General features: G+C 52.1%; 22 protein-coding genes. 7 read left to right on the plus strand and 15 right to left on the minus strand.

Translation table 11 applies throughout. From position 1 onward, the window contains the following. Positions 1–44: 44 nt before the first annotated feature. On the minus strand, positions 45–2,291 hold the full coding sequence (gene ptsP, locus NIM72_RS08560) for a phosphoenolpyruvate--protein phosphotransferase (RefSeq protein WP_161732866.1): 2,247 nt from the start codon (positions 2,289–2,291) through the stop codon (positions 45–47). Between the two features lie 12 nt (positions 2,292–2,303). Further along, a complete protein-coding gene (gene rppH, locus NIM72_RS08565; RefSeq protein ID WP_009087042.1) occupies positions 2,304–2,831 on the minus strand; it encodes an RNA pyrophosphohydrolase in 528 nt (175 codons plus the stop codon). A 684-nt stretch (positions 2,832–3,515) separates the two neighbouring features. Between rppH and mutH the strand changes: the two genes are divergently transcribed. The 4 genes from mutH (at position 3,516) to NIM72_RS08585 (ending at position 6,521) form a co-directional block, all read left to right on the plus strand. After that, positions 3,516–4,193 carry a DNA mismatch repair endonuclease MutH gene (gene mutH, locus NIM72_RS08570; RefSeq protein WP_110330840.1) on the plus strand — a complete coding sequence of 226 codons (678 nt, stop codon included), beginning with the start codon at positions 3,516–3,518 and terminating at the stop codon, positions 4,191–4,193. A gap of 100 nt (positions 4,194–4,293) precedes the next feature. After that, positions 4,294–5,004, plus strand: a complete 711-nt coding sequence (locus NIM72_RS08575; protein WP_003853954.1) for a TerC family protein — start codon at positions 4,294–4,296, stop codon at positions 5,002–5,004. A 118-nt stretch (positions 5,005–5,122) separates the two neighbouring features. Further along, a complete protein-coding gene (locus NIM72_RS08580) occupies positions 5,123–5,341 on the plus strand; it encodes a YgdI/YgdR family lipoprotein (RefSeq protein WP_150014112.1) in 219 nt (72 codons plus the stop codon). A 139-nt stretch (positions 5,342–5,480) separates the two neighbouring features. After that, on the plus strand, positions 5,481–6,521 hold the full coding sequence (locus tag NIM72_RS08585; RefSeq protein WP_161732868.1) for an NADP(H)-dependent aldo-keto reductase: 1,041 nt from the start codon (positions 5,481–5,483) through the stop codon (positions 6,519–6,521). Positions 6,522–6,561: 40 nt separating this feature from the next. Here the strand turns inward: NIM72_RS08585 and NIM72_RS08590 are convergent, their stop codons facing one another. The 5 genes from NIM72_RS08590 to NIM72_RS08610 form a co-directional block, all read right to left on the minus strand. Beyond that, complete coding sequence (locus NIM72_RS08590; RefSeq protein WP_222925031.1) at positions 6,562–7,014, minus strand: GNAT family N-acetyltransferase; 453 nt, start codon at positions 7,012–7,014, stop codon at positions 6,562–6,564. Further along, positions 7,011–7,784, minus strand: coding sequence for an FCD domain-containing protein (locus NIM72_RS08595; RefSeq protein WP_010248663.1), 774 nt, complete (start codon positions 7,782–7,784; stop codon positions 7,011–7,013). The genes NIM72_RS08590 and NIM72_RS08595 overlap by 4 nt, the downstream gene beginning before the upstream one ends. Positions 7,785–7,880: 96 nt before the next feature. Beyond that, positions 7,881–8,198 (minus strand): PTS sugar transporter subunit IIB, encoded by a 318-nt coding sequence (locus NIM72_RS08600; RefSeq protein ID WP_010248665.1) that lies wholly within the window; start codon positions 8,196–8,198, stop codon positions 7,881–7,883. Positions 8,199–8,213: 15 nt separating this feature from the next. Continuing rightward, positions 8,214–9,641 carry a glycoside hydrolase family 1 protein gene (locus NIM72_RS08605; protein WP_253419927.1) on the minus strand — a complete coding sequence of 476 codons (1,428 nt, stop codon included), beginning with the start codon at positions 9,639–9,641 and terminating at the stop codon, positions 8,214–8,216. Then, positions 9,638–10,987, minus strand: a complete 1,350-nt coding sequence (locus tag NIM72_RS08610) for a PTS sugar transporter subunit IIC (RefSeq protein WP_222925030.1) — start codon at positions 10,985–10,987, stop codon at positions 9,638–9,640. Before NIM72_RS08610 ends, NIM72_RS08605 begins: the two co-directional genes overlap by 4 nt. Positions 10,988–11,165: 178 nt before the next feature. On the opposite strand from NIM72_RS08610, the gene NIM72_RS08615 reads away from it, so the two are divergent. Beyond that, positions 11,166–11,474: a PTS lactose/cellobiose transporter subunit IIA gene (locus tag NIM72_RS08615; RefSeq protein ID WP_222925029.1), complete on the plus strand. Its 309-nt coding sequence runs from the start codon at positions 11,166–11,168 to the stop codon at positions 11,472–11,474. 32 nt (positions 11,475–11,506) lie between these two features. On the opposite strand, the gene lysA is transcribed toward NIM72_RS08615, so the two are convergent. Further along, the gene (gene lysA, locus NIM72_RS08620) at positions 11,507–12,763 is read right to left on the minus strand and encodes a diaminopimelate decarboxylase (protein ID WP_253419943.1); all 1,257 of its coding nucleotides are present in this window, start codon (positions 12,761–12,763) and stop codon (positions 11,507–11,509) included. Between the two features lie 102 nt (positions 12,764–12,865). Here lysA and NIM72_RS08625 point away from each other — a divergent pair, with 102 nt between their 5' ends. After that, complete coding sequence (locus NIM72_RS08625) at positions 12,866–13,786, plus strand: LysR family transcriptional regulator (RefSeq protein WP_161732880.1); 921 nt, start codon at positions 12,866–12,868, stop codon at positions 13,784–13,786. On the opposite strand, the gene NIM72_RS08630 is transcribed toward NIM72_RS08625, so the two are convergent. After that, positions 13,783–14,946: an MFS transporter gene (locus NIM72_RS08630; protein WP_222925028.1), complete on the minus strand. Its 1,164-nt coding sequence runs from the start codon at positions 14,944–14,946 to the stop codon at positions 13,783–13,785. The genes NIM72_RS08625 and NIM72_RS08630 overlap by 4 nt on opposite strands. 361 nt (positions 14,947–15,307) lie before the next feature. Between NIM72_RS08630 and NIM72_RS08635 the strand changes: the two genes are divergently transcribed. Continuing rightward, on the plus strand, positions 15,308–15,934 hold the full coding sequence (locus NIM72_RS08635) for a serine protease (RefSeq protein WP_253419946.1): 627 nt from the start codon (positions 15,308–15,310) through the stop codon (positions 15,932–15,934). An 81-nt stretch (positions 15,935–16,015) separates the two neighbouring features. On the opposite strand, the gene NIM72_RS08640 is transcribed toward NIM72_RS08635, so the two are convergent. From NIM72_RS08640 to NIM72_RS08665, 6 genes are all read right to left on the minus strand, one after another. Further along, positions 16,016–16,528 carry a fimbrial protein gene (locus NIM72_RS08640; protein ID WP_253419948.1) on the minus strand — a complete coding sequence of 171 codons (513 nt, stop codon included), beginning with the start codon at positions 16,526–16,528 and terminating at the stop codon, positions 16,016–16,018. A 14-nt stretch (positions 16,529–16,542) separates the two neighbouring features. After that, positions 16,543–17,502 carry a fimbrial protein gene (locus NIM72_RS08645; RefSeq protein WP_222925025.1) on the minus strand — a complete coding sequence of 320 codons (960 nt, stop codon included), beginning with the start codon at positions 17,500–17,502 and terminating at the stop codon, positions 16,543–16,545. Positions 17,503–17,541: 39 nt separating this feature from the next. Then, positions 17,542–20,148 (minus strand): fimbrial biogenesis usher protein, encoded by a 2,607-nt coding sequence (locus tag NIM72_RS08650; RefSeq protein WP_253419951.1) that lies wholly within the window; start codon positions 20,146–20,148, stop codon positions 17,542–17,544. Between the two features lie 34 nt (positions 20,149–20,182). Beyond that, positions 20,183–20,887 carry a molecular chaperone gene (locus NIM72_RS08655; protein ID WP_161732572.1) on the minus strand — a complete coding sequence of 235 codons (705 nt, stop codon included), beginning with the start codon at positions 20,885–20,887 and terminating at the stop codon, positions 20,183–20,185. A gap of 143 nt (positions 20,888–21,030) precedes the next feature. Beyond that, on the minus strand, positions 21,031–21,585 hold the full coding sequence (locus NIM72_RS08660) for a fimbrial protein (protein WP_161732574.1): 555 nt from the start codon (positions 21,583–21,585) through the stop codon (positions 21,031–21,033). Positions 21,586–22,307: 722 nt separating this feature from the next. After that, complete coding sequence (locus NIM72_RS08665; RefSeq protein WP_161732576.1) at positions 22,308–22,832, minus strand: LuxR C-terminal-related transcriptional regulator; 525 nt, start codon at positions 22,830–22,832, stop codon at positions 22,308–22,310. Between the last annotated feature and the right edge of the window lie 386 nt (positions 22,833–23,218).

The following is a 23,218-nucleotide window of genomic DNA, read 5'->3' on the forward strand; positions in this document are numbered from 1 at the left end:
TTGTCTTGCAAATGTAAACGCGGATAACCCGCCGGGCTTCGTAGTTAGCGACCGCCGCGAATCAATCCACCCAGCCCGCGCCGTTCCATAAAGGCCGAGACCAGATGGCGAACTTCGGTGGCGGTGTCAGCATTCATCCCCTGCTCGCTGAGCTTCTGCACCTCTTCGTGATCCAGATGACGCAACAGATACTTCACGCGCGGTACGTTTTTACCGTTCATGCTGAGATGGTGATACCCCAGGCCGACCAGCAGCGCGACGCACATCGGATCGCCCGCCATTTCACCACACAGGCACAATTCCAGATTGGCCAGGCGGGCTTCCTGCGCGATCGCATTCAGTGCGCGCAGCATCGCCGGATGCAGCGAGTCGTACAGGTTCGCGACGCGGGTGTTGTTACGATCCACCGCCAGCAGATACTGCGTCAGGTCGTTGGTGCCGACCGAGACAAAATCGACCCGTGACGCCAGATGCGGGATCATAAACAGCATTGACGGCACTTCGATCATGATGCCAATACGCGGCGCGGGAATCGTATAGCCCAGCATCTCTTCCACTTCGCGTCCGGCGCGCTCAATCAGCTGTTTTGCGTCGTCGATCTCGTCGATATGACTGATCATCGGCAGCAGGATACTGAGGTTGCCGGAGGCGGCATTGGCGCGCAGCATCGCGCGCACCTGCACCAGGAAAATTTCCGGCTGGTCGAGCGTCAGGCGGATGCCGCGCCAGCCCAGGCAGGGATTCTCTTCACTGATCGGCATGTAAGGCAGCTGTTTGTCTGCTCCCACATCCAGTGTTCGCAGCGTTACCGGCTTGTTGTGGAACAGCTGCAACATGCCCTGATACTGCGCTACCTGCTCCTCTTCCGACGGGAAGCCATTCTGCAGCATAAACGGGATTTCGGTGCGGTAGAGGCCGATGCCATCGACCCAACTGCCCAGCGCCTGTTCATGTTCCGGGCTTAATCCGGCATTCAGCATCACCTGAATACGTTCGCCACTTTTCAGCTCACCCGGCTGATCGACCACGCCTTCCGCCATTTTGCTCAGCGCGTTCTCTTCGCTGATTAGCCGCTGATACTCCTGCACCAGCACCGGCTCGGGATCGATCAGTAGCTCACCGCGATAGCCATCAACAATCAGCAGGCGTTTGTTGAGCTGATGGGGCTGGATATCAGCGCCCATTACCGTCGGAATGCCCATGGCGCGGGTCAGGATCGCCGCGTGGGAGTTAGCCGCGCCGTCACGCACTACCACACCCGCCAGCCGCTCCTGCGGCAACTCCGCTAAGCTGGTGGCGGTCAGCTCGTCGGCGACCAGCACAAAGCGTTCCGGCCAGGCATTGGTGCCGACCAGGGTATCATCGAGGTGAAACAGCAGACGCTGGCCCAGCACCCGCAGATCGCCTGCGCGTTCACGCAGATAGTTGTCAGTCAGGCTGGCGAACTGTTCAGCAAACTTCTCGATCACCTGTTTCACGGCCCACTCCGCGACCGATCCGTGCTCGATCTCGTCGAACAGATCTTTCTTCAGCCGGGCATCGGTTAACAGGTGAGAGTAGAGATCGAAAATGGCCGCGCTCTCTTTCTGTGCGCTGGCGCTGAAACGTTTGCTGAAACGGCGAAATTCATTGGTTGCTTCGCTCATGGCAAGCGACAGACGCTCACGTTCACGCTGCACATCCAGCGTTGAGGCGGCTGAAACCTGATCGAGCAGAGGCTGCGTCTCATCGACCCAGCCGGGTGCCACCGCTACGCCAGGCGCTGCCGCAATAGCGCGCACCCGTGTCTGCCGGAACTGACCAAATAGCTGCCCCATCTGAGACTGCGACAGCAGCGCCGCCATCTGAGTGGCGAGCGTAACCAGGAATGACTCTTCGCTTTCATCAAACTGACGATGTTCGCGCTGCTGCACCACCAGCACGCCAAGAAGTTGACGACGGCTGATAATGGGCACGCCGAGGAAGGAGCGATAGCGCTCCTCTTTGACTGCGGGGATATATTTAAAGCTGGGGTGACTCTGGGCGTCAGCAAGGTTAATCGGTTCGGCCAGACGGCCCACTAAACCGACGATACCTTCGTCAAACGCCAGCGTCACGGTGCGGCCACGCGGTTTTTTGAGGCCGCGCGTCGCCATCAGGTAATAGCAGCGACGATCGTGGTCGGCGAGGTAAACGGAACAGACTTCCGTATCCATCGCCAGACAGATCTCATTGACCAGGATGTCGAGTGCTTCATTGAGACGCGGCGCACTCGCCACTTTTTCTACAATTTCGCGCAACTGAGTGAGCATAAAGGGCGTGGCCTAACCTCTCTTACGTCGATGGGCAGGATTATTTCGCTGCCCCGCACTCTCCTGCATAGACATCACCACGCCAGCGAATTCCTTCATTACCCGACGATAGACGTCGCGCTTAAAGGAGACAACCTGACGCACCGGATACCAGAAACTGACCCAGCGCCAGCCGTCAAATTCCGGCGTGCTGCTGTGCTGCACATTGATATCCGCGTCATTACACATTAACTGCAGAAGAAACCACTTTTGTTTCTGGCCGATACATACCGGCTTTGTGTCCCAACGCACCAAACGTTTTGGCAACTTGTAACGTAACCAGTTACGGGTAGAGGCAAGTATTCGAACATCTTTCCGGTGTAATCCGACCTCTTCGAACAGTTCGCGATACATCGCCTGTTCTGCGGTTTCACCGGGATTGATGCCTCCCTGAGGAAATTGCCAGGAGTGCTGTCCAAAGCGCCTGGCCCATAATACTTGTCCCTGCCGGTTACAGATTACGATACCAACATTCGGGCGGTAGCCATCATCATCGATCACCGGACTACCTCAAAGCAAAATTTGAATGGCCTGATTGTTTCACACTCCTTACAGGCGGTAAACCACTGGATTCATGGGGGGTTGAGGCATCAATAGCGGGATAACTCACAGAAAAGGGCATAGTTATAAACAAAGACTGCAAAAAAGCTCGATCTTATTCACCTTTTCTGTGGATAGCTTTGTGCAGAACGCGGGAGTTAACTGAATAACCCTGCTATCACACCTGGGAATACCGAAAAGAGTTAATTCCTTATCTGACTGATTAAAAATGAAATTAATGCAGAATCACGCTTCATTGGCTTTTTATAAACAGCGAATATTTTTACGCCCACTGACAATTGGTTAAATTATAATCACAGTGCTTTTTATCCACAGATAATCGCTCAGGGTTAGGTCAGGCCGGTGAAATTCTGTTCAAATGGCGAAAAGTCAAGGCTGTAAATTGAACCAGTACCGCAAAGATAAGGGGGTTATCCCACTTTTCTGTGGATAACCGGACTGGAGATCCTGTTCATTATTGCGGGTAAGCTGGGATAACCCTGACCCACTGCAGATAGCACGAGGGCAATCCACTCAAAAAAGCATGATCTATCATGTTATTATCGAGCCCGGACACGATTTATTTTAGCGGGACAACTTACTTATCCGCACCTGTACACATTTTAATCATTATGAGTTATCAACATGCGTTATCCACCAGGACCACCCGAAGATGAAGCCAGCCTGCTGGCACGCGCGCAGGATTTAGCCGGATTACCTATGGAAACGCTGGCTGCACGTGCCGGCCTGCCCATGCCTGCGGATCTTAAACGCGATAAAGGCTGGGTCGGCATGCTGCTGGAGTGGCACCTTGGGGCGAGCGCGGGCAGCAAAGCGGAACAGGACTTTGCCCATCTGGGTATCGAACTGAAAACCATCCCGATTGATGCACAGGGTAAACCGCTGGAAACCACCTTTGTCTGTGTCGCACCGCTGACCGGTAACAGCGGCGTAACCTGGCTTACCAGCCATGTGCGTCACAAGCTGGCGCGGGTGTTGTGGATCCCGGTTGAAGGTGGGCGTGAGATTCCGCTGCGGGAACGCCGTGTCGGCGCGCCACTGTTGTGGAGCCCGAATGCGGAAGAAGATGAGATGTTGCGACAGGACTGGGAGGAACTGATGGATATGATCGTGCTGGGGCGCGTTGAGCAGATTACCGCACGGCATGGTGCCTGGCTGCAAATCCGGCCCAAAGCCGCCAATAGCAAGGCACTGACCGAGGGAATCGGCGATCAGGGCCAGCCCATTATGACTCTGCCGCGCGGCTTCTACCTGAAGAAGAGCTTCACCGGTCCCCTGCTGGCGCGCCATTTTCTCCTGTAAATCGCGTCTCCTGCGCGACCAATGTCGCAATTTTGTGGGAGATTGGCGAATTCAATGCGTATAATCGCCGTTTACTTTTCGTTTAGGATTGAATGCCGGTATGTTTGAGTGGATTTCCGATCCCAACGCCTGGCTGGCGCTGGGCACCCTGACCATCCTTGAGGTGGTGCTGGGTATTGATAACATCATTTTCCTGTCGCTGGTGGTCGCTAAGCTGCCAAAACACCAGCAAGCCAGTGCACGCCGTATTGGTCTGATGGGCGCGATGCTGATGCGTCTTGGCCTGCTGGCTTCCATCGCGTGGGTCGCCCGTCTGACTAATCCGCTGTTTACGCTGATGGATCATGCGTTCTCGGCGCGCGATCTGATTCTGCTGTTTGGCGGTCTGTTCCTGTTGTGGAAATCGAGCATGGAGATCCATGAAACGATTGAAGGCAGTGAAGGCGAGCACAACACCCGCGTTCATTCGTTCCTTGGTGCCATAGTGCAGATCATGATGCTCGACATTATTTTCAGCCTCGACTCCGTGATTACCGCCATCGGCCTCTCTGATCATCTGTTTATTATGATGGCGGCAGTGGTCATTGCAGTGCTGATGATGATGTTTGCCGCACGCGCCATTGGTGAGTTTGTTGAACGCCATCCGTCAGTCAAAATGCTGGCCCTCTCCTTCCTGATTCTGGTCGGTTTTACCCTGATTCTGGAGAGTTTCGCGGTTCATGTACCAAAAGGTTACATTTATTTTGCTATGTTCTTCTCCATGGCGGTTGAGTGCCTTAACCTGATGCGCAGCAAGAAAAAGCACGCCTGATAAAGTCAAGGGCGAGCCTGCTCGCCCGGTTATTTTCAGAATCCTACGATTAACCCTGCCGGCAAAACCATTTATTACTACACTTTTTGCACTTAACGATTTGTGAGGAAGAGGCGAGATGAAAGGGTGGGCAGGCGTAGCAATGGTGATGGTAACCGCAGCGTTCCTGAGTGGATGCAGCTCTGATTATGTCATGGCGACCAAAGATGGCCGGATGATCATGACCGAAGGCAAGCCGAGCATTGATAAAGAGACCGGCCTGGTGCAGTACACCGACCAGACGGGTCACGAGGTGCAGATTAACAGCGACGAGGTCTCAACGATCATTGAACGTTAAGTGCCCGATTTAATCACCTGCCATCGATTCCACGCTGGCAGGCGATTTCCCCGACTTTTCCCCCTTCCTTCCCCGCCGTTGCTCGCGCTATAGTCCCTGAGGACACAACATTCCATTCCATAAAAAAAGGAAGCTGGCAATGCACTATCATCGTATTCCCCACAGCACGCTGGAAGTGAGTCAGCTGGGGTTGGGCACTATGACGTTTGGCGAACAGAACAGTGAAGCCGACGCCCATGCTCAACTGGATTTGGCTATCCGTTCCGGCATCAACTTTATTGATACTGCCGAGATGTATCCGGTGCCACCGCGCCCGGAAACTCAGGGTCTGACCGAACAATACATTGGCAGCTGGCTTAAACAGCGCGGCAGCCGCGACAAAATCATCCTGGCCAGTAAAGTGGCGGGTCCGTCACGCGGCAATGATGCTTCGATTCGCCCGGATATGGCACTTGACCGTAAAAACATCCGCGCCGCACTCGATGCCAGCCTGAAACGCCTGAACACCGACTACCTTGATCTCTACCAGTTGCACTGGCCACAGCGCCAGACCAACTATTTTGGCAAGCTGGGCTATCAGTACAGCGAGACCACGGCGCAGGTGACGCTGCTGGAGACGCTGGAAGCGCTGACCGAGCAGGTGCGCGCCGGCAAAATCCGTTATATCGGCGTGTCGAACGAAACGGCGTGGGGCGTGATGCGCTATCTGCAACTGGCAGAGAAGCATGAGCTGCCGCGCATTATCAGCATTCAGAATCCCTACAGCCTGCTGAACCGCAGTTTTGAAGTGGGTCTGGCCGAAATCAGCCAGCATGAAGGCGTAGAGCTGCTGGCATATTCAAGCCTGGCGTTTGGTACGCTGAGCGGCAAATACCTGAATGGCGCGCAGCCTGCGGGCGCACGCAACACATTGTTCAGCCGCTTTACTCGCTACAGCGGCGAGCAGTCACAGAAGGCGATTGCCGAATATGTGGCGTTGGCTCAGCAGCATCAGATCGACCCGTCGCAGATGGCCCTGGCCTATGTGCGTCAGCAGCCGTTTGTGGCCAGCACGCTGCTGGGCGCCACCACGCTTGAGCAGTTACAGATTAATATCGACAGCGTCAATCTGACCTTAAATGCAGAGATTCTGGAAGGTATTGAGGCGATCCACCGCCGTTACACCTATCCTGCGCCATAAGTACTCTGTTGCCAGCTGCCGCTGTGGCGGCTGGCCTTTCTCACAGGTCGCGATAATAGAGTTTTACCGGCTTATCGGGATACTCAAGCGCTTCGCCCTGTGGCAGCCAGCCAGACCGTTCGTAATACCCCCCAAACGTTGACCACAACCACAACCGTGGATAGCCCTGCGCCTGTGCATAGGCGATGACATGCTGCTGCAGCGCCTCACTGACACCTTTGCCGCGCACCGACTCATCAACATAGAGCGCCGCCAGCCAGGGGAAAAGATCCTGACGGCTGATCAGGTCGCAACGCCAGAATCCCACCGTGCCGATTGCCCTGCCCGCCTCCACGGCGACAAACGTTACCGGAAAATCAGCACCGGTCAGGCTGCTGTTCACCACACTGGCAAAGAACGCCCGGCTTGTGGTTTCACCAAATGCGCGCCACTGCCAGTCGATGATCTGATCGGCAAATTGGGGGGCATCGCTGAGCGAGACGATTTCAATCACATCAGTTTCCCCTGAAAGATCGGGACTGAATCAAACAGGTAGCCATCAAAGTCAGGCGCATCGGCGTCGGAAAGCTCCAGCAGCGTATTCTTGACGTTCTCGAGGTGCTGCCAAGTAGATTGCCAGGCCCCCATCACATCACGCCGACGCAGAGCGGCCAGGATGGTCTGGTGATCGCCGAGCCATTTCAGGCGATAGGCGCGGGTTTCAAACTGCGGGCGCAGCTGCTGCCAGAGCGGGCTACTGTCATGATGTCGCCAGATACTGGTGACGGTATCGAGCAGCATCTGGTTCTGACTGGCACCCGCCAGCAGCAGATGAAACAACTTATCGTTGTCCTGACTGCTATCGTTGGCGGCGATAGCACGCTGCTCCTGTTCCAGCGTTCGGCGCAGATTTTCGATGTCCGCTTTGGTCGCCATTTTTGCGGCAAAGGCTGCAATATTGCTCTCCAGCAACTGACGTGCCTGTAGCATTTCAAACGGGCCAACGTCGCTGCGGAAGAAGGCCTCTTCTTCATCATCACTGGCGGAAGGAATACGCATCACATAGACGCCGGAGCTCTGGCGGATATCCACCGTACCTTCCAGCTCCAGCATCAATAATGCCTCGCGCACGATGGTCCGGCTGACGCCCCAGGTTTCAGCCAGCTGACGTTCAGGCGGCAGGCGCGATCCCACCGGATAGTGTCCGTCACAAATCTGCTGACGCAGGTGCTGACCAATTTCCTGATACTGCTTTTTTTCTTGCGGCGCTTCGGCTTTGTCCACACTGTCACCCTTTGCAATCAATGCGCTAACGGCATTGCCGCGGTTCCCTGCGCGACAATGCCCGCGAACCGGAGAGGCTGGCTCGCAAACTGGGGCTCAGTGTATCAAAGCCAGCGCCTGATCGAGTACCTTTGCACCATTCAGCGTGCCGTAAGCAACCGTATCAATTACCGCGATGGGCAACTGATAGCTGTCGGTGAGTTTTCTGTTCTCTTCCAGTTTGAAGCGCACCTGTGGCCCGAGCAGCACGACCACCACCTCGTTGCCGTAGTTTTGCAGCTCTTCACGCAGGTTTTGCTCCGGAATAGCGTAGATCTGAAATGCCAGTCCGCGAGCGGCAGCCTCCTTTTCCATCCGCGTCACCACCATTGAGGTCGACATGCCTGCAGCACAGGCCAGAACAATTCGTTTCATGCGCGTTTCCTCGCGTTATTTCGGCTCATCATCAAGCCATAGGGTGAATTGCTGCGTGTCGCACAGCGTACGGAACCAGTGGGCAGATTTCTTCATACGGCGCTGACGCTGCTTATCTAAGTCGATTTCGATAAGACCATAGCGATTTTTAAAGGCATTCATTGGCGAGACATTGTCGGTAAACGCCCACAGCATATAGCCCTGACAGTTAATCCCCGCCTGGCTGGCGCGTATCGCCTGATGCAGGTGCTCGCTGATAAACGCGATGCGGTAATCGTCCTGAATCTCCCCTTCGGCATTTTTGAACTGCGTTTCGTCCTCAATTCCCATACCACTTTCAGCCACAAACCACGGGATATTGCCGTACTCATCGCGCATCCGCTGCGCCATATCCCAGATAATTTCAGGCTGAATTTCCCAGCCGCGTGAACGGTTCATCCGCCGCCCCGGCAGTTCAAAATGTTCGTAATACCAGGCGGGATGAAAGGGTGTCTCGGGATGCCAGGCGCGGGACGGTGCCTTCACGCGATGCGGATAGTAGAGATTAAGCCCGACCTCATCGACGGTATTGGCGGCAATAATCGCCAGCTCTTCCGGGGTGGTTTCCCACTCAATCTGATGCTTATCAAGCAGCGCCAGCAGCTCCGCCGGATACTCGCCTTTAATGGCGGGATCGAGAAACACCCGATTGTAGAACAGGTCATAAATATGCGCCGCCTTCTGGTCGTGCGGGGCTGATGATCGCGGATAGGTGACTTCCGGATTGAGTATGGTACCAATGCGACCGGCATAGCCTGCCGCGCGGAACAGCTGCACTACCCGGGCGGTAGCAAGATTCTTGTGGTGGTTCCACTGCATCCATTTATGGGTGTTCTGCTCATAAGGCCAGCGCAGCGCGTCGAGATAGACGCGGGTCTGCACCACAATCGGCTCGTTAAACACAAACCAGCGCGTGACCCGACCGGCATAGCGTTTAAACACCTGTTCGACATAGCGGATAAACAGTTCAACGACATGCTTTGACTGCCAGCCGCCATACTGCTCCAGCAGCGTGGCGGGCAGCTCGTAATGCTCCAGACAGAGCATCAGTTCAATGCCCTGGCACTGCATTTCATCAATAAGCCGGTCATAGTAAGCCGCGTATTCCTCATCGACCGTAGCGGTTTCGTAATCGATCAGGAAACGCGACCAGTTGATCGAAGTGCGGTAGTGGGTCAGCCCGCTGGCCTTCATTAACGCAACATCCTCACTAAAGCGGTTAATAAAGTCGGTGGCAACCGCCGGACCGTAGCCGTTGTGCCAGACGTGGCGATCCTGCTGATACCAAGCGTCAGGCCAGGAGTCCTGCCCCGCTTTTTTTCCGCTCCAGCCTTCCGTCTGCCAGGCGGAGGCAGCAGCCCCCAGAATGAAATTCTCAGGTATGTGGACAGTCTGACGACTCATAACACCTCCGTTCGGTTGGGATTCAGCTCCGGTTGCAGGTTCTTTGCTTCCGCTGCATCCGCGCGGCGGGCTGCGACTTTCACAAATGGCAGATAGATGAGTACTGATACCAGAATGCAGACGATCTGCGTCACCACCGCACCCATCGATCCGGCCGTTGACAGCCAGGCATTGATAATCGGAGGCGTGGTCCAGGGCACCATCACCACGGCTTTCCCGGCAAATCCCATCACCGTAGCGAAGTAACCGATAGAACCTGTCACTAGCGGTGTGATGATGAAAGGGATAGCCAGGATTGGATTAAGCATAATCGGCATACCAAATATAACCGGCTCGTTGATATTGAAAATGCCTGGCCCAAACGACAGTTTGGCGATTTCACGCATCTCTTTGCGTCGCGTCGCCAGCATCACGGCGGTGAGCAGCCCGATGGTCAGGCCGGAACCGCCGATGCTCATATAAACATCCCAGAACGGCATGGTGATGATGTTTGGTGCCTCTTTCCCCTGCTCAAAAGCGGTCATGTTGACCATAATCGCGCCCAGCAACAGCGGCTCACGGATCGGTTTCACCATCTGGTTGCCGTGAATACCAATCACCCAGAACAACTGGGCGACGAACATCAGAATCAGAATGCCCCACAGGCTCTGCACCACCGACTCCAGCGGCTGCTGCACCACCTGATATACCGCGTCGTAAAGGTACATGCCGGTGACGCGATGGAAGATAAAGCCGAAGGTCGCTATCAGCGTTACGGTGATGATTGAGGGGATTAGCGCGGAGAAAGAGGCGGCCACGTTGGGCGGCACCGTGTCGGGCATTTTGATTTTCAGCCGTTCAACCTGTTCGAGGCGGCAGTAAATCTCTACGGACAGAATGGCGATAAACATGCCGAGAAACAGGCTCTTGGTATCGGAGAATTGTTTGGCCAGTACGTCGGTAACCAGGTGCATCTGCCCATCGACCATCATCTGTAAGGTGGTCGGCGTCACGGATACAAAGCAGATGATTGCCAGCAGGCCGGGAAACAGCGTTTTTATACCGTTGATGCGCCCAAGCTCAATACCAATCAGGAACACCGCACCAATGTTAAGAAAGCTAAGCGTGGCGTAATTGATACTGCTGGTGATGGGCTTAAGATCAGCTAAAAAAGCCAGGGCGGCAAAGCTGGCAAGGCCATTTTTGCTGTCCAGCACCATGTTAGAGATCAATACCGAGAAGGCGCCAACAATGATCACCGGCATCAGGGTAATGAACGAGGCTTTAATCGCCATGATGTAGCGATAACTGTTAAAGCGGGTGGCAAAGCTGCCCAGGGAATCGATAAGGCGGTCCTGTAGAGACATGATCAACCCTCAGAGATGTAAGATCGGTATTCCTGTAATCGTCGTGGTCTTCCCTGTTAGTGGCATACCAAAATGACGAATCTCCTCGGTTTTTTCTGTGACGTATCTCCCGGAAACGCTTATTGGCATTCCAGTATGATAAAAACGGCCAATTTGGCATACCAATAGCGGAGGCGTTATGGATTACGAACAGACCATGATGGAATTGCTGATCAATGCAGGGGAAGCCCGTTCGTCGGCGATGATGGCGATTCAGTGTGCGCGCAAACGCGACTGGACCGGGGCTGACGCAGCGCTGGCAGCTTCAGATACCGCGGCAAAAGCGGCACATAAAATTCAGACCGCGTTGATTAGTGCAGATGAGGGAAGCGGAAAATTGCCGGTCACGCTGATTCTGGTGCATGCGCAGGATCATCTGATGAATGCAATGCTGTGCCGCGAGCTGGCAGAGGAGCTGGTCATGCTGCGCAAAGAGATCTATAGCTGACAGGCGGCGCGCCGGCCGCCTGAGCGAGGTGATTAGCTGATTTCCAGTGCCAGTAGCGACTCAATAGTCTGCGCGCGGCGGATTTCCCGCGGCTGGCCCTGCTCAAACAGCACTTCCGGGATCAGCGGACGGCTGTTGTAGTTAGAGGACATGGATGCACCGTAAGCTCCGGTGTCGTGGAACACCAGGTAATCGCCAACCTTTGCCGCCGGAATCGCGCGTGGTTCGACCATGCCGCCCTCCAGCTGGGTAAAGACATCACCCGATTCGCACAGCGGACCCGCGACCACCGTGTCGATGGTCTGCTGCTCCTCAATCGCCCGCTCATCGCCCGCCATCAGCGAGATATGGTGATAGCTGCCATACATTGAGGGGCGCATCAGGTCACTGAAACCGGCATCGACCAGCACGAAGTGACGGCTGCCCATCGACTTCACTGCCCGAACCTGAGAGACCAGCACACCCGCCTCGGCCACCAGGAAACGGCCTGGTTCAATCTCCAGCTTTATCGCGTGACCCAGATGCTGAGCGATACGCTGCCGTGCTGCATCCCACAGGCCAAAATAGTGATCGGTATCGATCGCCTCTTCGCCATAGCGATAAGGCACAGAGAGGCCGCCGCCCGCAGAGATCGCCGTCAGATCCTGACCTGACGCCATCACCAGTTCGACCATCGCATCACAGACCTGCTGCAGATGCGCATAATCGACGCCTGAGCCGATATGCATATGAATGCCCACCAGCTTCAGGCCGTGCTGCTTAATCGCTGCCAGCGCCTCGGCTAAATCGCCGTGCCAGATACCGTGCTTGCTGTTTTCGCCGCCGGTATTGGTTTTCTGACTGTGACCGTGACCAAAACCAGGATTAACCCGCAGCCACACCGCATGTCCCGGTGAGACCGCGCCGAGCTGATGCAGCATATCGATCGATCCGGCATTGACCGGCACCTTTAACGCGGTCACCCGCGCCAGCGTTGGCTGATCGAACAGATCCGCGGTAAAGACGATCTCATCACCACCAGGCTCGTAGCCCGCAGCCAGCGCACGTTCGATCTCACCCAGCGATACCGAGTCCACTTTCACACCCGCTGCGCGCATCAGGCGCAGGATATGAATATTTGAACAGGCTTTCTGCGCAAAACGCACCACATCAAACGCCTGCAGCTGGGCAATACGCGCCTGAATAATCTGCGCATCATAAGCCCAGAATGGCCCGGCATAACGGCGTGCCAGCGGCAGCAGGTTAGCGGCGTTGAGGGCGGTGTCGGTACTCTCTAAGGAACGTGGCATAGCAATTCTCCTGTGGCAATAACCGCATTAAGCCAGAATCATGCCATAGCGAAAAATATCTGTTTTAATAGCATCTATTCACAATGGATATAGGAAGGCGGCGTGGCAAACATTAACTGGCGGCATATTGAGATCTTTCATGCGGTGATGACCAGCGGCAACCTGACCCAGGCTGCAACGCTACTGCATACCTCACAGCCGACGGTGAGCCGGGAGCTGGCACGCCTGGAGCAGCAGCTGGGATTAGAGTTGTTCGGACGGGTTCGTGGTCGCCTGCAACCGACGGTGCAGGGATTACGTCTGTTTGAAGAGGTGCAGCGATCCTGGTACGGCCTGGATCGCATCATGGAAGCGGCTGAAGGGCTGCGCCAGTTCCGTCAGGGTGAGCTGTCGATCGCCTGCCTGCCCGTTTTTTCGCAGTCGCTGCTGCCACCACTGTGTCAGCCCTTTTTACAGCGCTACCCGGATGTGAGCCTGAATGTGATTCCTCAGGAGTCGCCGCTGCTGGAGGAGTGGCTGTCAGCCCAGCGCTATGATATCGGCTTAACCGAAACCCAGCACGCGCCGGCCGGGACTGATCGTCTCGCCCTGCTGACCTGTGATGAAGTGTGCGTGTTGCCACAGCATCATCCTCTGAGTCAGCGTGCAGAACTGACACCGCACGATTTTGCGGGCGAACAGTATGTCAGCCTGTCGCGCAGTGACAGTTATCGTCAGTTGCTGGATGCGCTGTTTCATGAGCAGGGCGTCGAACGGCGGCTGGTGATGGAGACGCACAGCGCCGCTTCGGTGTGCGCCATGGTCAGAGCGGGCGTGGGCATTTCGATTGTGAATCCGCTGACGGCGCTGGATTACGCCGACAGCGGTGTGGTGATGCGTAAGTTCAGCGTGGCGGTACCCTTTACCGTCAGCCTGGTGAGGCCGCAGCACCGCCCTGCGTCGGCGCTGGTCGATGCTTTTGTCAGTCATCTGCAACGGCAGGTGGCTGACTTTCCGGCACGCATCGACGCCCGCCTGGCTTAAGCGCGAACCCTGGCGGCTGCGCGGCCCGATTTGCGGAAGGTGATCAGACAGATCAGCAGGCCAATTGCCGCCAGCGCAGCGGCAGCAACCGGCACCGCCGTCAGGCCATATCCACGGCCAATCACCGCACCGCCGACCCAGGCACCCAGCGCATTACCGACGTTAAATGCCGAAATGTTCAGGGTTGAGACCAGGTTCGGCGCCTCTTTACCGTGACGGACCACGTTGATCTGCAGACCCGGTACCGTCGCAAAGGTCGCCATCGCCCACAGGAACAGGGTGATCTCCGCCAGCCACAGCGCATGGCTGGTCCAGCTGAACAGCAACGAGAAGATGGCGATCAGGGAGAAGCTGAGGATCAGACTAAAAGAGACTTTCCAGTCGGCCAGTTTGCCGCCAAGAATGTTACCGACCGTCAGGCCTGCGCCAATCAGGAACAGCGTCCAGCTGACACCCCGATCGCTGATGCCCGTTACCTCTAACAGCAGCGGCGCAATGTAGCTGAACAGTGCAAACATCGCCGCGGCAAAGAACACCGTCATCAGCAGCGAGAGCCAGAGTTTCCCGTTGGCCAGCGCACCGATTTCACTCGCCAGATGAACCGGCTTCTCCTCTTTATTGTTCGGCAGACTCACGATCAGGGCGATAAACGCCAGCACGCCGATCACCGCTACGCCCCAGAACGTGGCGCGCCAGCCAAACATCTGTCCGAAACTGGTTCCCAGCGGAACGCCCAGCACGTTGGCTAAGGTCAGTCCGGTGAACATCAGTGCGACAGCGGAAGCCTGACGACCGGCCGGCACCAGACTGGCGGCGACCACCGCGCCAATACCGAAGAAGGCACCGTGACAAAGCGCGGTGACGATGCGTGCCAGCATCAGCAGGTTATAGTTGTAAGCCAGCGCACACAGCAGGTTGCCGACAATAAAGATCACCATCAGCAGAATCAGCGTTTTTTTACGCGGCAGCCTGGCGGTGAGCAGCGCCATAATCGGCGCACCAATCGCCACGCCCAGCGCGTAGCCGCTGATCAGCCAGCCCGCCGACGGAATTGACACCTGAAGGTCACGCGCCACCTCCGGCAGCAATCCCATAATGACAAACTCCGTGGTTCCGATGGCGAACGCACTCAACGCCAGCGCCATTAATGCTACAGGCATAACACTCTCCCAATATCATTTGCAGGTGAACTGCACAGACGCGCAGCCCCACGACGCTTATTAAAATTTGATCTGCGTCACGGTGAGCATTACAGCACAGTGCTGATGCGCGACATAGCCTGCGCGCAGCAAAGGATTATTGCCGGGGCCGCAATAATCCTGCTGCTTTTTCGGAACAAATGGCTTTGTCAGCCTTCTGGCTAAGCCCGTTAAAGCGCGCATGACCCAGGGTCAGGTTGTCATTTCCCGCGAAACCGTTACGCTTTTTAGTGCGTATTTAATTAATAAATCCTTAACGTTGCCGATATATCCCTAATCAATTGCCAGGTGATGTGATCAACTTCTGACGCAGGGAGAGAGAATGCAACGACTCATAGCCTTTATGGTTTTTGGCTTAACCGGCTGTTCGGTAGGTCATTATGAGTACAGTAAAGAAGCTGAAAAACGGGTTGATATGACCGTGACCGGCATTCCCACCGTGCTGGGTTTTGGCACGCTTGGAACCACTATCCCGCTGACGCCGGAGTACAGCCTGACCGCCGCGCACGTGGCGAAGTTTTCGCTTTATCGCGTCAAAGCCTGGCATCCGCAATGCGATCTGGCGGTGGTCTACCACAAAAACAGTGAAATAAACCTTCCACCCAGCTTCCGCAACAGCCATATCGGCGACCAGGTGAATCTCTACGGCTACAGTTTCATTTCGGCCATGCCGGTCAGCTCCAGCGGACAAAACCTGATTAATACCACGCTGGCAAACCGCTGGAACAAGCCGGACTGCGTCGTCGTGGCGGCGAATGCAGGTGTGGTGAAAGGGATGTCGGGCGGCGCAGTCTATAACGCCTCTGATGATACGCTGGCGGGCGTGATTATCGGCTACAGCAATGACATCAACGACAATGCCAGCGGTAAAACACTTTATAAGAACGTTGCGCTCTATGTGCCTTACTCGCGATTTCAGACATGGCTGGCTCAGGCGATTAAATCCTGAGATGCGAGTGGCAGAATGATTTGAGAAAACAGGACGTAATACGCCCTGTTTTAAGCACTAAAGTATTCTGCTCACACAGTGTTATTCATAAGTTAACGAAAAAGTCGCGCTGCCATCTGCGGCTCCGGCCGTCACGTTTGGTGCAGTCGAGACGTAGGCAGCGCTAAAATTGAGCGTGTTGTCCGCGTTAGCATTCAGCGTCACAGCGTTACTCGCCTTATTTACTGCAATTTGTTTGCCCTGATAATCATAAAGTGCAATCCCCAGGCCGGTTGCACCACCACTTGCAACAGCCACCAAATCGCCGTTTGTCGAGTCGCCCGTTCCAGTAAATGTGACTGACACGCTGGAAGCGTCCGCGCCACAATCGACAAGTTTAATATCGAAAGGTACGGATGGACTGGCTGCGCCTGTCTGCGAAAAGGTATTGGTGGCGATCATTCCCATCTGAACAGTCAGTTTCGATGAAGCTGTATCGACTTCGCAAGTATTTGAGGAAATATTGCCATTAATATTGACCGTTACCTCACTAGCACTCAAGGCACTGCCTGAAAAAAGGATAGCTATTAACGCTAGTTTTCTGTTGAGCATCATTAACCGGCTCCTGACTACTCGTAACTAATATTGAGTGTGGCAATCGTATTTGCGGTTCCCGCCGTAATTTTCGAGAGCGTTTGAATATAACGAGCAGAAAAGGTATACGTGCTCGCTCCACCTGCAACAGACGTTCCCAATACCACATCGCTGTTGAGTGCCAGCGGAGTCCCGTTGTAGAGAACCTGCACGCCGACACCACTCGAAACGCCCGTGCTGCCAGCACCGGTTAGCGCCAGCACGCCCACATCCGTCGAATCCGCACTCTGTTTACCAGTCATGTTGACATTAACGTTGGTGCCGGCATCACATTCGAGATTAACATTAAAATCTTTGGCTCCGGCTGTAGAGCCAACACCGCTGAAATTACGTGACGGCACATTGCCGAGGTCTACAGTCAGGCTATCGGATGAAGCCAGAGTACAGCCAAGTGCTGTAACCTGAACGGCTCCAGACAAGACGATTTCGGCAAGTGTTTGTGGTGTAGCATCCTCTTCCATCTGCACATTGTATTTTCCGATAGATTGCGGCTGAATAGTTCCAGAAGCTGTTGTCTCACCAGACTTATAAAGCTCTACAACGACGCTCATTCCCCCCGTACCCCAGCTCCAGCCAATACCCCCTGGCACATTAGTAAAGGTATGAGGCCAAAGAAAAGTGTTACTACTGGCGCTCAGCTTATAGCTGATGCCCTCCACACCGGTTGGACAGGTGTCAGCTTCACATGAGAAAAGGAAACCTAACGTGCCGGATGATGTGGTTAAAAATGATTCTAGCCCTGTATAAACCGTTTGCGTCGATAGCACAGTTCCTACTGGTGCATCTTTCATTACAGTTACAGACGGAAAACTTATTGTAACAGTGCCTGCTCCTCCCGCAGGGACTACATTCGTTAATGCTGCCTGAGAGACGTGAGGAAATAAAAGGATCTGGAAACACAATAATAAAGTAAAAAAAATAATTGATTTTTTCATTTAATATCCTTGTCTGCGCCCGGCTATTATTAGCCAGACTCAGTTACAGCGAGCCTTAAGATAAACAATATCTTGTTGCGTTTTGTTTTGTGGCAGTTGATATGGAATTCTGCAACGGCTATTTGCGGACGTTCCCCACACCGCTTCCAGCATTCCTGAGGGTTGCAGCCCGGAGAGATAAACCTGTCCGTTATCCCCCACTATTCCAGTACTTTCTTCGTTACCTTCCTGCACGACCACAACAGTAGTGCCGAACGGCAACGGCTTGCCTTTATGTGTCAGGGTAATTAATGCGCGCTGACCGATATGGGTTTTAAACTCCGCCCTCACTAATGCACCCGCGGTCGGCACCACTGAGACCACGGAGTTATCAATCTCGCTATCCGCAGCAAGGGAATTCACGTCCAGGCCGATACGGTTAAGGCGATAATTAGTGGCGTAAGGCACAACGGTGTAGCCTCGCCAGTCAGTACGTACACCGGTTTTATTCTGGATGGCCGCATCTTTAACGCCTGGCGCTTTAATCAGAACGTTGGTTTTACCTAAAGGTTGAGAAAGCGTCAGACCATCCTGATGGAAGACCATGCCACCCTGCACACCGTAGTTGACACGGTGAGCATCCTGGCTGGAACTATACCCGGCATTGACCTGTCCATAGCGACCGTAGTAATCAAGATTGAGACTACCGGTACTGCCATTACCACGGTTAACGGTGCCCATCTGCATGTTATAAGACAGGTTTTTATCAGCCAGCATGGTGCCGTATAACCCAGCCGTGTTCGTCATATTCCCTTCGCCATCATTGTAAAGACCGTACGTAGCCTTCATTGAGTCGAGGTTACTGTTGCTGGCTCGGTTTCCTGACAGCCATTTGCCTATTGGCAGTGACAGAGTGAAGTTAAAGACGCGATCGGCTTCGCTGCTCCAGGTATTCTTGTTGTAGCTGTAATTCAGGTTGTAGCTGACATCCTTTACCATGCCGGTAAAACCAAGCTGAAGCAGACGTGTCTTGCCATCCGTATTCCAGTAGCTTTGATCGCTACCGCTGGCATAGACGGAATAGTCACGACCCAGCTGCTGAGTCAGCGAAATCTGAACCCGGCTGCGTTTGTTATTGTAAAGGTTGTAATAGCCGGAATAGTCGAGCTCGCCATCGCTGTTATGCGTCACGCCGCCAGACATATTTTCGCGCGTAGTTTCCGCCAGCGTATAAAAACCGCGGGTTGAATAACGATATCCTAATAGCTCGAAGCGAGTGCCCAGTTCATTAAGCGATTTAGCATAGAGAAAACGGAAAGACTGGCCGCTGTGACGTGTGCCATCGGCAATCTTACTATTAGCCTGCGTCGCATCTATCGAAATTGCGCCAAGAAAGCCAAGGTTTTTACCTGCACCGGCTGTGAAAGCAAGATAACGCTCTGCAACCTGACTGCCACCATACAGCGTGATCCCATTTCGCCACCCCCAGAGTAGTGACGCCTGAGTCATATACGGCTCTGACTGATTTCCATCCGTGCTGCGGAAGCGTCCGGCCATAATGGAATAATTCAGATGCCCTTCACGCTGAAGTTTTGGCACTGAAGCAAAAGGCACAGTATAAGTGCGAACGTTGCCATTCTTCTCTTTTACAGTAACCTCAATATCGCCGCTGGAGCCGGTAGGATAGAGATCGTTAATCTCAAACGGACCGGAAGGCATATAAGCCTGATAAATAACGTTGCCGTTCTGCCTGAGCGTAACCTGTGAATCGCCATTGGCAATGCCGCGAATAACTGGCGCAAAGCCGCGCAAGCTGTCGGGCTGCATTGATTCATCAGTGGCAAGTGTGACCCCACGAACGCTGACGGAGTCAAAAATTTCGGATGAGGTAAAGGTATCACCGACTGTCAGTTGAGAATCCCATGGAATGATGGCGCGCTGCAGATAAGTCTGCATATGGTTCCAGTCTCGCGTCGCATCTCCATAACGGGATTTTGAGTAGGTAAAACTGGACTGATCGTACAGACGCCACGGTCCGACGTTAAGGCCACTATTCAGGCGTAAAAAATAACTGTCATTTTTTGACGCATCGCCCCGGGAGTTGGAGCCTGTAAATGCATAGCTTAACAGCGCGGCGGGAATGCCTTCATCCCACTGAGAGGGGGGAATATAACCACGTGCATTACGGCTCATCATTGCCTGGGGTATTTTCAGATCGAGTCGTAAATGCTCAACATCAAAATCGGCACTGGCTTCAGGAATATAGCGTGCAATATCGACGCATTTTGCATGACGTTCGACTTCATTTTTGATTAATCTTTCGAGCATTTCGATATTTATATTGAAGTCGCGCAGTTTTTCCATATTCAAACAAGGACTGAGCTCGGACGGCGCATTCGTCCTTTCTTTCTCAAAAAAAGTAATATTTCGTGCACCAACGGCCGTTCCATTGACATAAACGTCAACGTGGTAACTGCCTGGCGCGGCGCTAAGGCCTTTATTGAAACGCGCTAAATCGGCAACATCTTCTGGGTTATCTGATAAAAAAGAGGGATCAAAGTTATATTCCACCGCATAGCCTACCCCTGAGTAACAGGATAAAAAAACCAGAATAGCGATTCTTTTTATTTTTGATTTTGTTAACTTTCGAAAATCGTAAAAGTGCACAATTGCCCCCTGGCCATTCCATGCCAAACAAAAATTAATTTATATTCGCAGAGCGTACTGGCATGGTAGCGCCGTAATCATTAATCGCCTGAAAGCTGATTGTATTACTACCATGTAAATCAACATTAAGTGGCACCGAAGACTTAGGGGCTATCATCTGCGCAAACTTTTTTTCACCCGATTTAATATTGACAAGGTTAACATAGTAAGGCGTAGGGTTTTTTACTGTCACCGTGTTATCGACACGAGAAAATGCCAGCTCTTTATAAGCTGTCATAGGATCACCCTGAAGATTACCTGGGCGATAAAAAAGCTTAATCCTCGACTGTATTGCCAACTGCAATGCGTTTTTCTGCTGGCTGTCAGAATCCTTTTGACGTGATGGAATGGCCTTAACATTCAGCCAATAAACGGTTTCACGGTCAGTAGCAAGATTTTTGTTCACTGACATAATACGCAATATGTTTTCTCTTTTCTGCTTAATCAGGAAAAGAGGGGGTGTTACTAAAAAGTCACTGGTGACTTTGCCCTCCTGGTCCTCTACCCAGGATTTGATCAAAAATACATTCTCATCATCTGTATTATTGATGGAAAGTGACGCCTGTTTATTCTGAGAAGAAAAAATCAGGCGTGTTGCTCCCAGCCCTACTCCACCAGCCTGAGCGGCAGAAAAGAAAACAGACAGCACCAGACTCAGCAAGGTTATAAATATTTTATAATTTTTGGATAAACTAAGCATGTTAGCTCCCTGACATAATTAGTGCAAAGCGACCGTTTAGTTCTGATCGTATTTTTATTTTTTGCGAGTATGAAAATGCCTGAAGATAAAATTTTTCCTCAGGAAAAAAGCCCGGAGTGTTCCCCGGACTTTAAAGTAAAAAATTAGTTGTAAACCATATTGAAGGTAGCAGTCGCGTCGCCATTACCTGCCGTAATGGTATCAGCCACACCCACATATACCGCGTTGAAACTCAGGGTGTTCGAACCATCAACCAAAGTCTGCGCGGTAGTGGTAGTAGCAGGCGTGTTCAGCGTCACAACCTTGCTAGCCTGATCATACATGCGGATACCCACACCTGAAGCAGCATCAGTACCTTCACCCGCCTGCAGAGCATTGGTATAACCACTTGCTGCTGTACCGGTGAAATAGGTCGCTGCAGTGGTGCTTACCGTGGTATCACAGTTTTCCAGCTGGATAGTGAACGGAATGCGGGTAGATGCTTCAGTGTCTTTCTTCAGATCGGCGACACGCACCTGCCCCATCTGTACAGTTTGTTTAGTGGAGCTAGAATCGACTGCACAGGCAGCGTTGACAACATCACCTTCAAACTTGATTGTACCGCCATTAACTGTAGTCGTCGCAGCCTGTGCCATAGAAGCAGACAGAGCCAGACCGAGACCCATAGCAGTTACAACAGCTTTTAAATTGAAGTTCATTTACATCATCCTTAAATTAAATTGACCGCACATGTTATATAAATGTTTACTCAATCCATCCTGTTAACGGTTCAAGGAAAACATTTATCTTTAATTAAAACACCCCAGAAACGTTACCAGCACGTTCTGACGGCGCTATTTATACAACCAAATAAAAAAAAGAAAAGCAGAGGACATATAAGAAAAATCCAAATCGGGATAAGCAGGCATGCCTGCCATCAGTATCAAATGACAGCAAAACAAAAAAAGAATTGGTAATTCATTTGGGTAATGAGAAAAGACGCGCCTTCTCACTCCTGAAATTTTTAAGAATTTTCGCTCAGAAGAAAGTGATTGTTACTTTACTGCATGAAAAACAAGAACATTTAATGAGCTATTAAAAAGCCGATCAATACTCCTTAATCTACTTTCACCCTTTTTGGCATTCAGTATTTATTTGGAACATTAACCTGAAGATTTAAATAAAAAATGACGAACGCAGTCAAACCGCAATGAAAGTGAAAAATTCAGTCAATCAGATGTTAAAGATTATCGTAAATGAATGATCCCACACTTCGGGAGCTTTGATAAAAGCATCACCAGACGAGAATTAAGGAATAGAGGAGAAAGCAGGAGTATGATGCGCTATGGGGATAATAGCTCAGCCTTTGGGTATAACCAGTCATTAGCTGGTCTTGTTATTACCCTGGCTGAGCAAAAATCTGATTGAAAAAATTAAATAGTTAATGATAAAAATAGTTTATTATTTTATAAAAATCTATTTTATTTTTGCAGTTCCACTTTGACATTATCTTTCGCTTAAGATAGCTGATATTTTTGTTATTGCACTGAAAATAAAGGGCGATTTTTTTACTGGGTACGCCGTTGTAAAGCATATAGCAGTAACGTCTCTCTTTAGCGGTAAGAAAGAAGGTGCGCATTTTATCGCCTTCTTTAGCCGAATCCTTTAGCAAAATGGCGTCATTAATTAATGCATAATAGGAAAGTAAGCTCATTTTGCTGGAAACAAGCTTTATCGTTTCCATGCCAGAAAAAATATTTAATGCCTCATACATGTCATCGGGAACTATGGCGACGCTCTTTTTTCTACTGCGCTTATAATTTGCATCGATCCTCATCAATTCAATCAGCGTCACACGTTTTATCGTAATAGTAATGGTTCTGCCAATCAGCATACTATCCGCCAGCGCCTGCGCCCCGAACAAAAGCATCTCGTCGTCAGTAAGAATGAACCAGTCGTAATTCATTATGATTATTCCTGTTAAATAAATATTGCCATAAATAGCGGGTGGGGTGAATCTTTATCTGGCAAATGATAAGGAGGTAAACAGACAGGATTTAATCTTAACGTGCTTTAACATTTAAAACATGACACCCAAAATGAAAGTTCTTATTATTTTAACTATATAAAAAAACGCATCACTCGCATGCCTTTATCTTTAATGAACAATAACAATAGGTTACTGAGATAACTTGATGCGATTTTTTATATTCCGCTGATTCGAGAAACAATTTTTTAAAATCAGTTATTAAATTACCATTTAAACGATTCTATTAACCGGGCCAGTTTTCCCTTTAAAATGCCTGAAACGCTGTTAATAAGTTCTTTTTTTAGGCTTAACTGTTTGTTATT

It is taken from the genome of Pantoea sp. B550, from assembly GCF_024158165.1.
Taxonomy (GTDB): Bacteria; Pseudomonadota; Gammaproteobacteria; order Enterobacterales; family Enterobacteriaceae; genus Pantoea; species Pantoea alfalfae.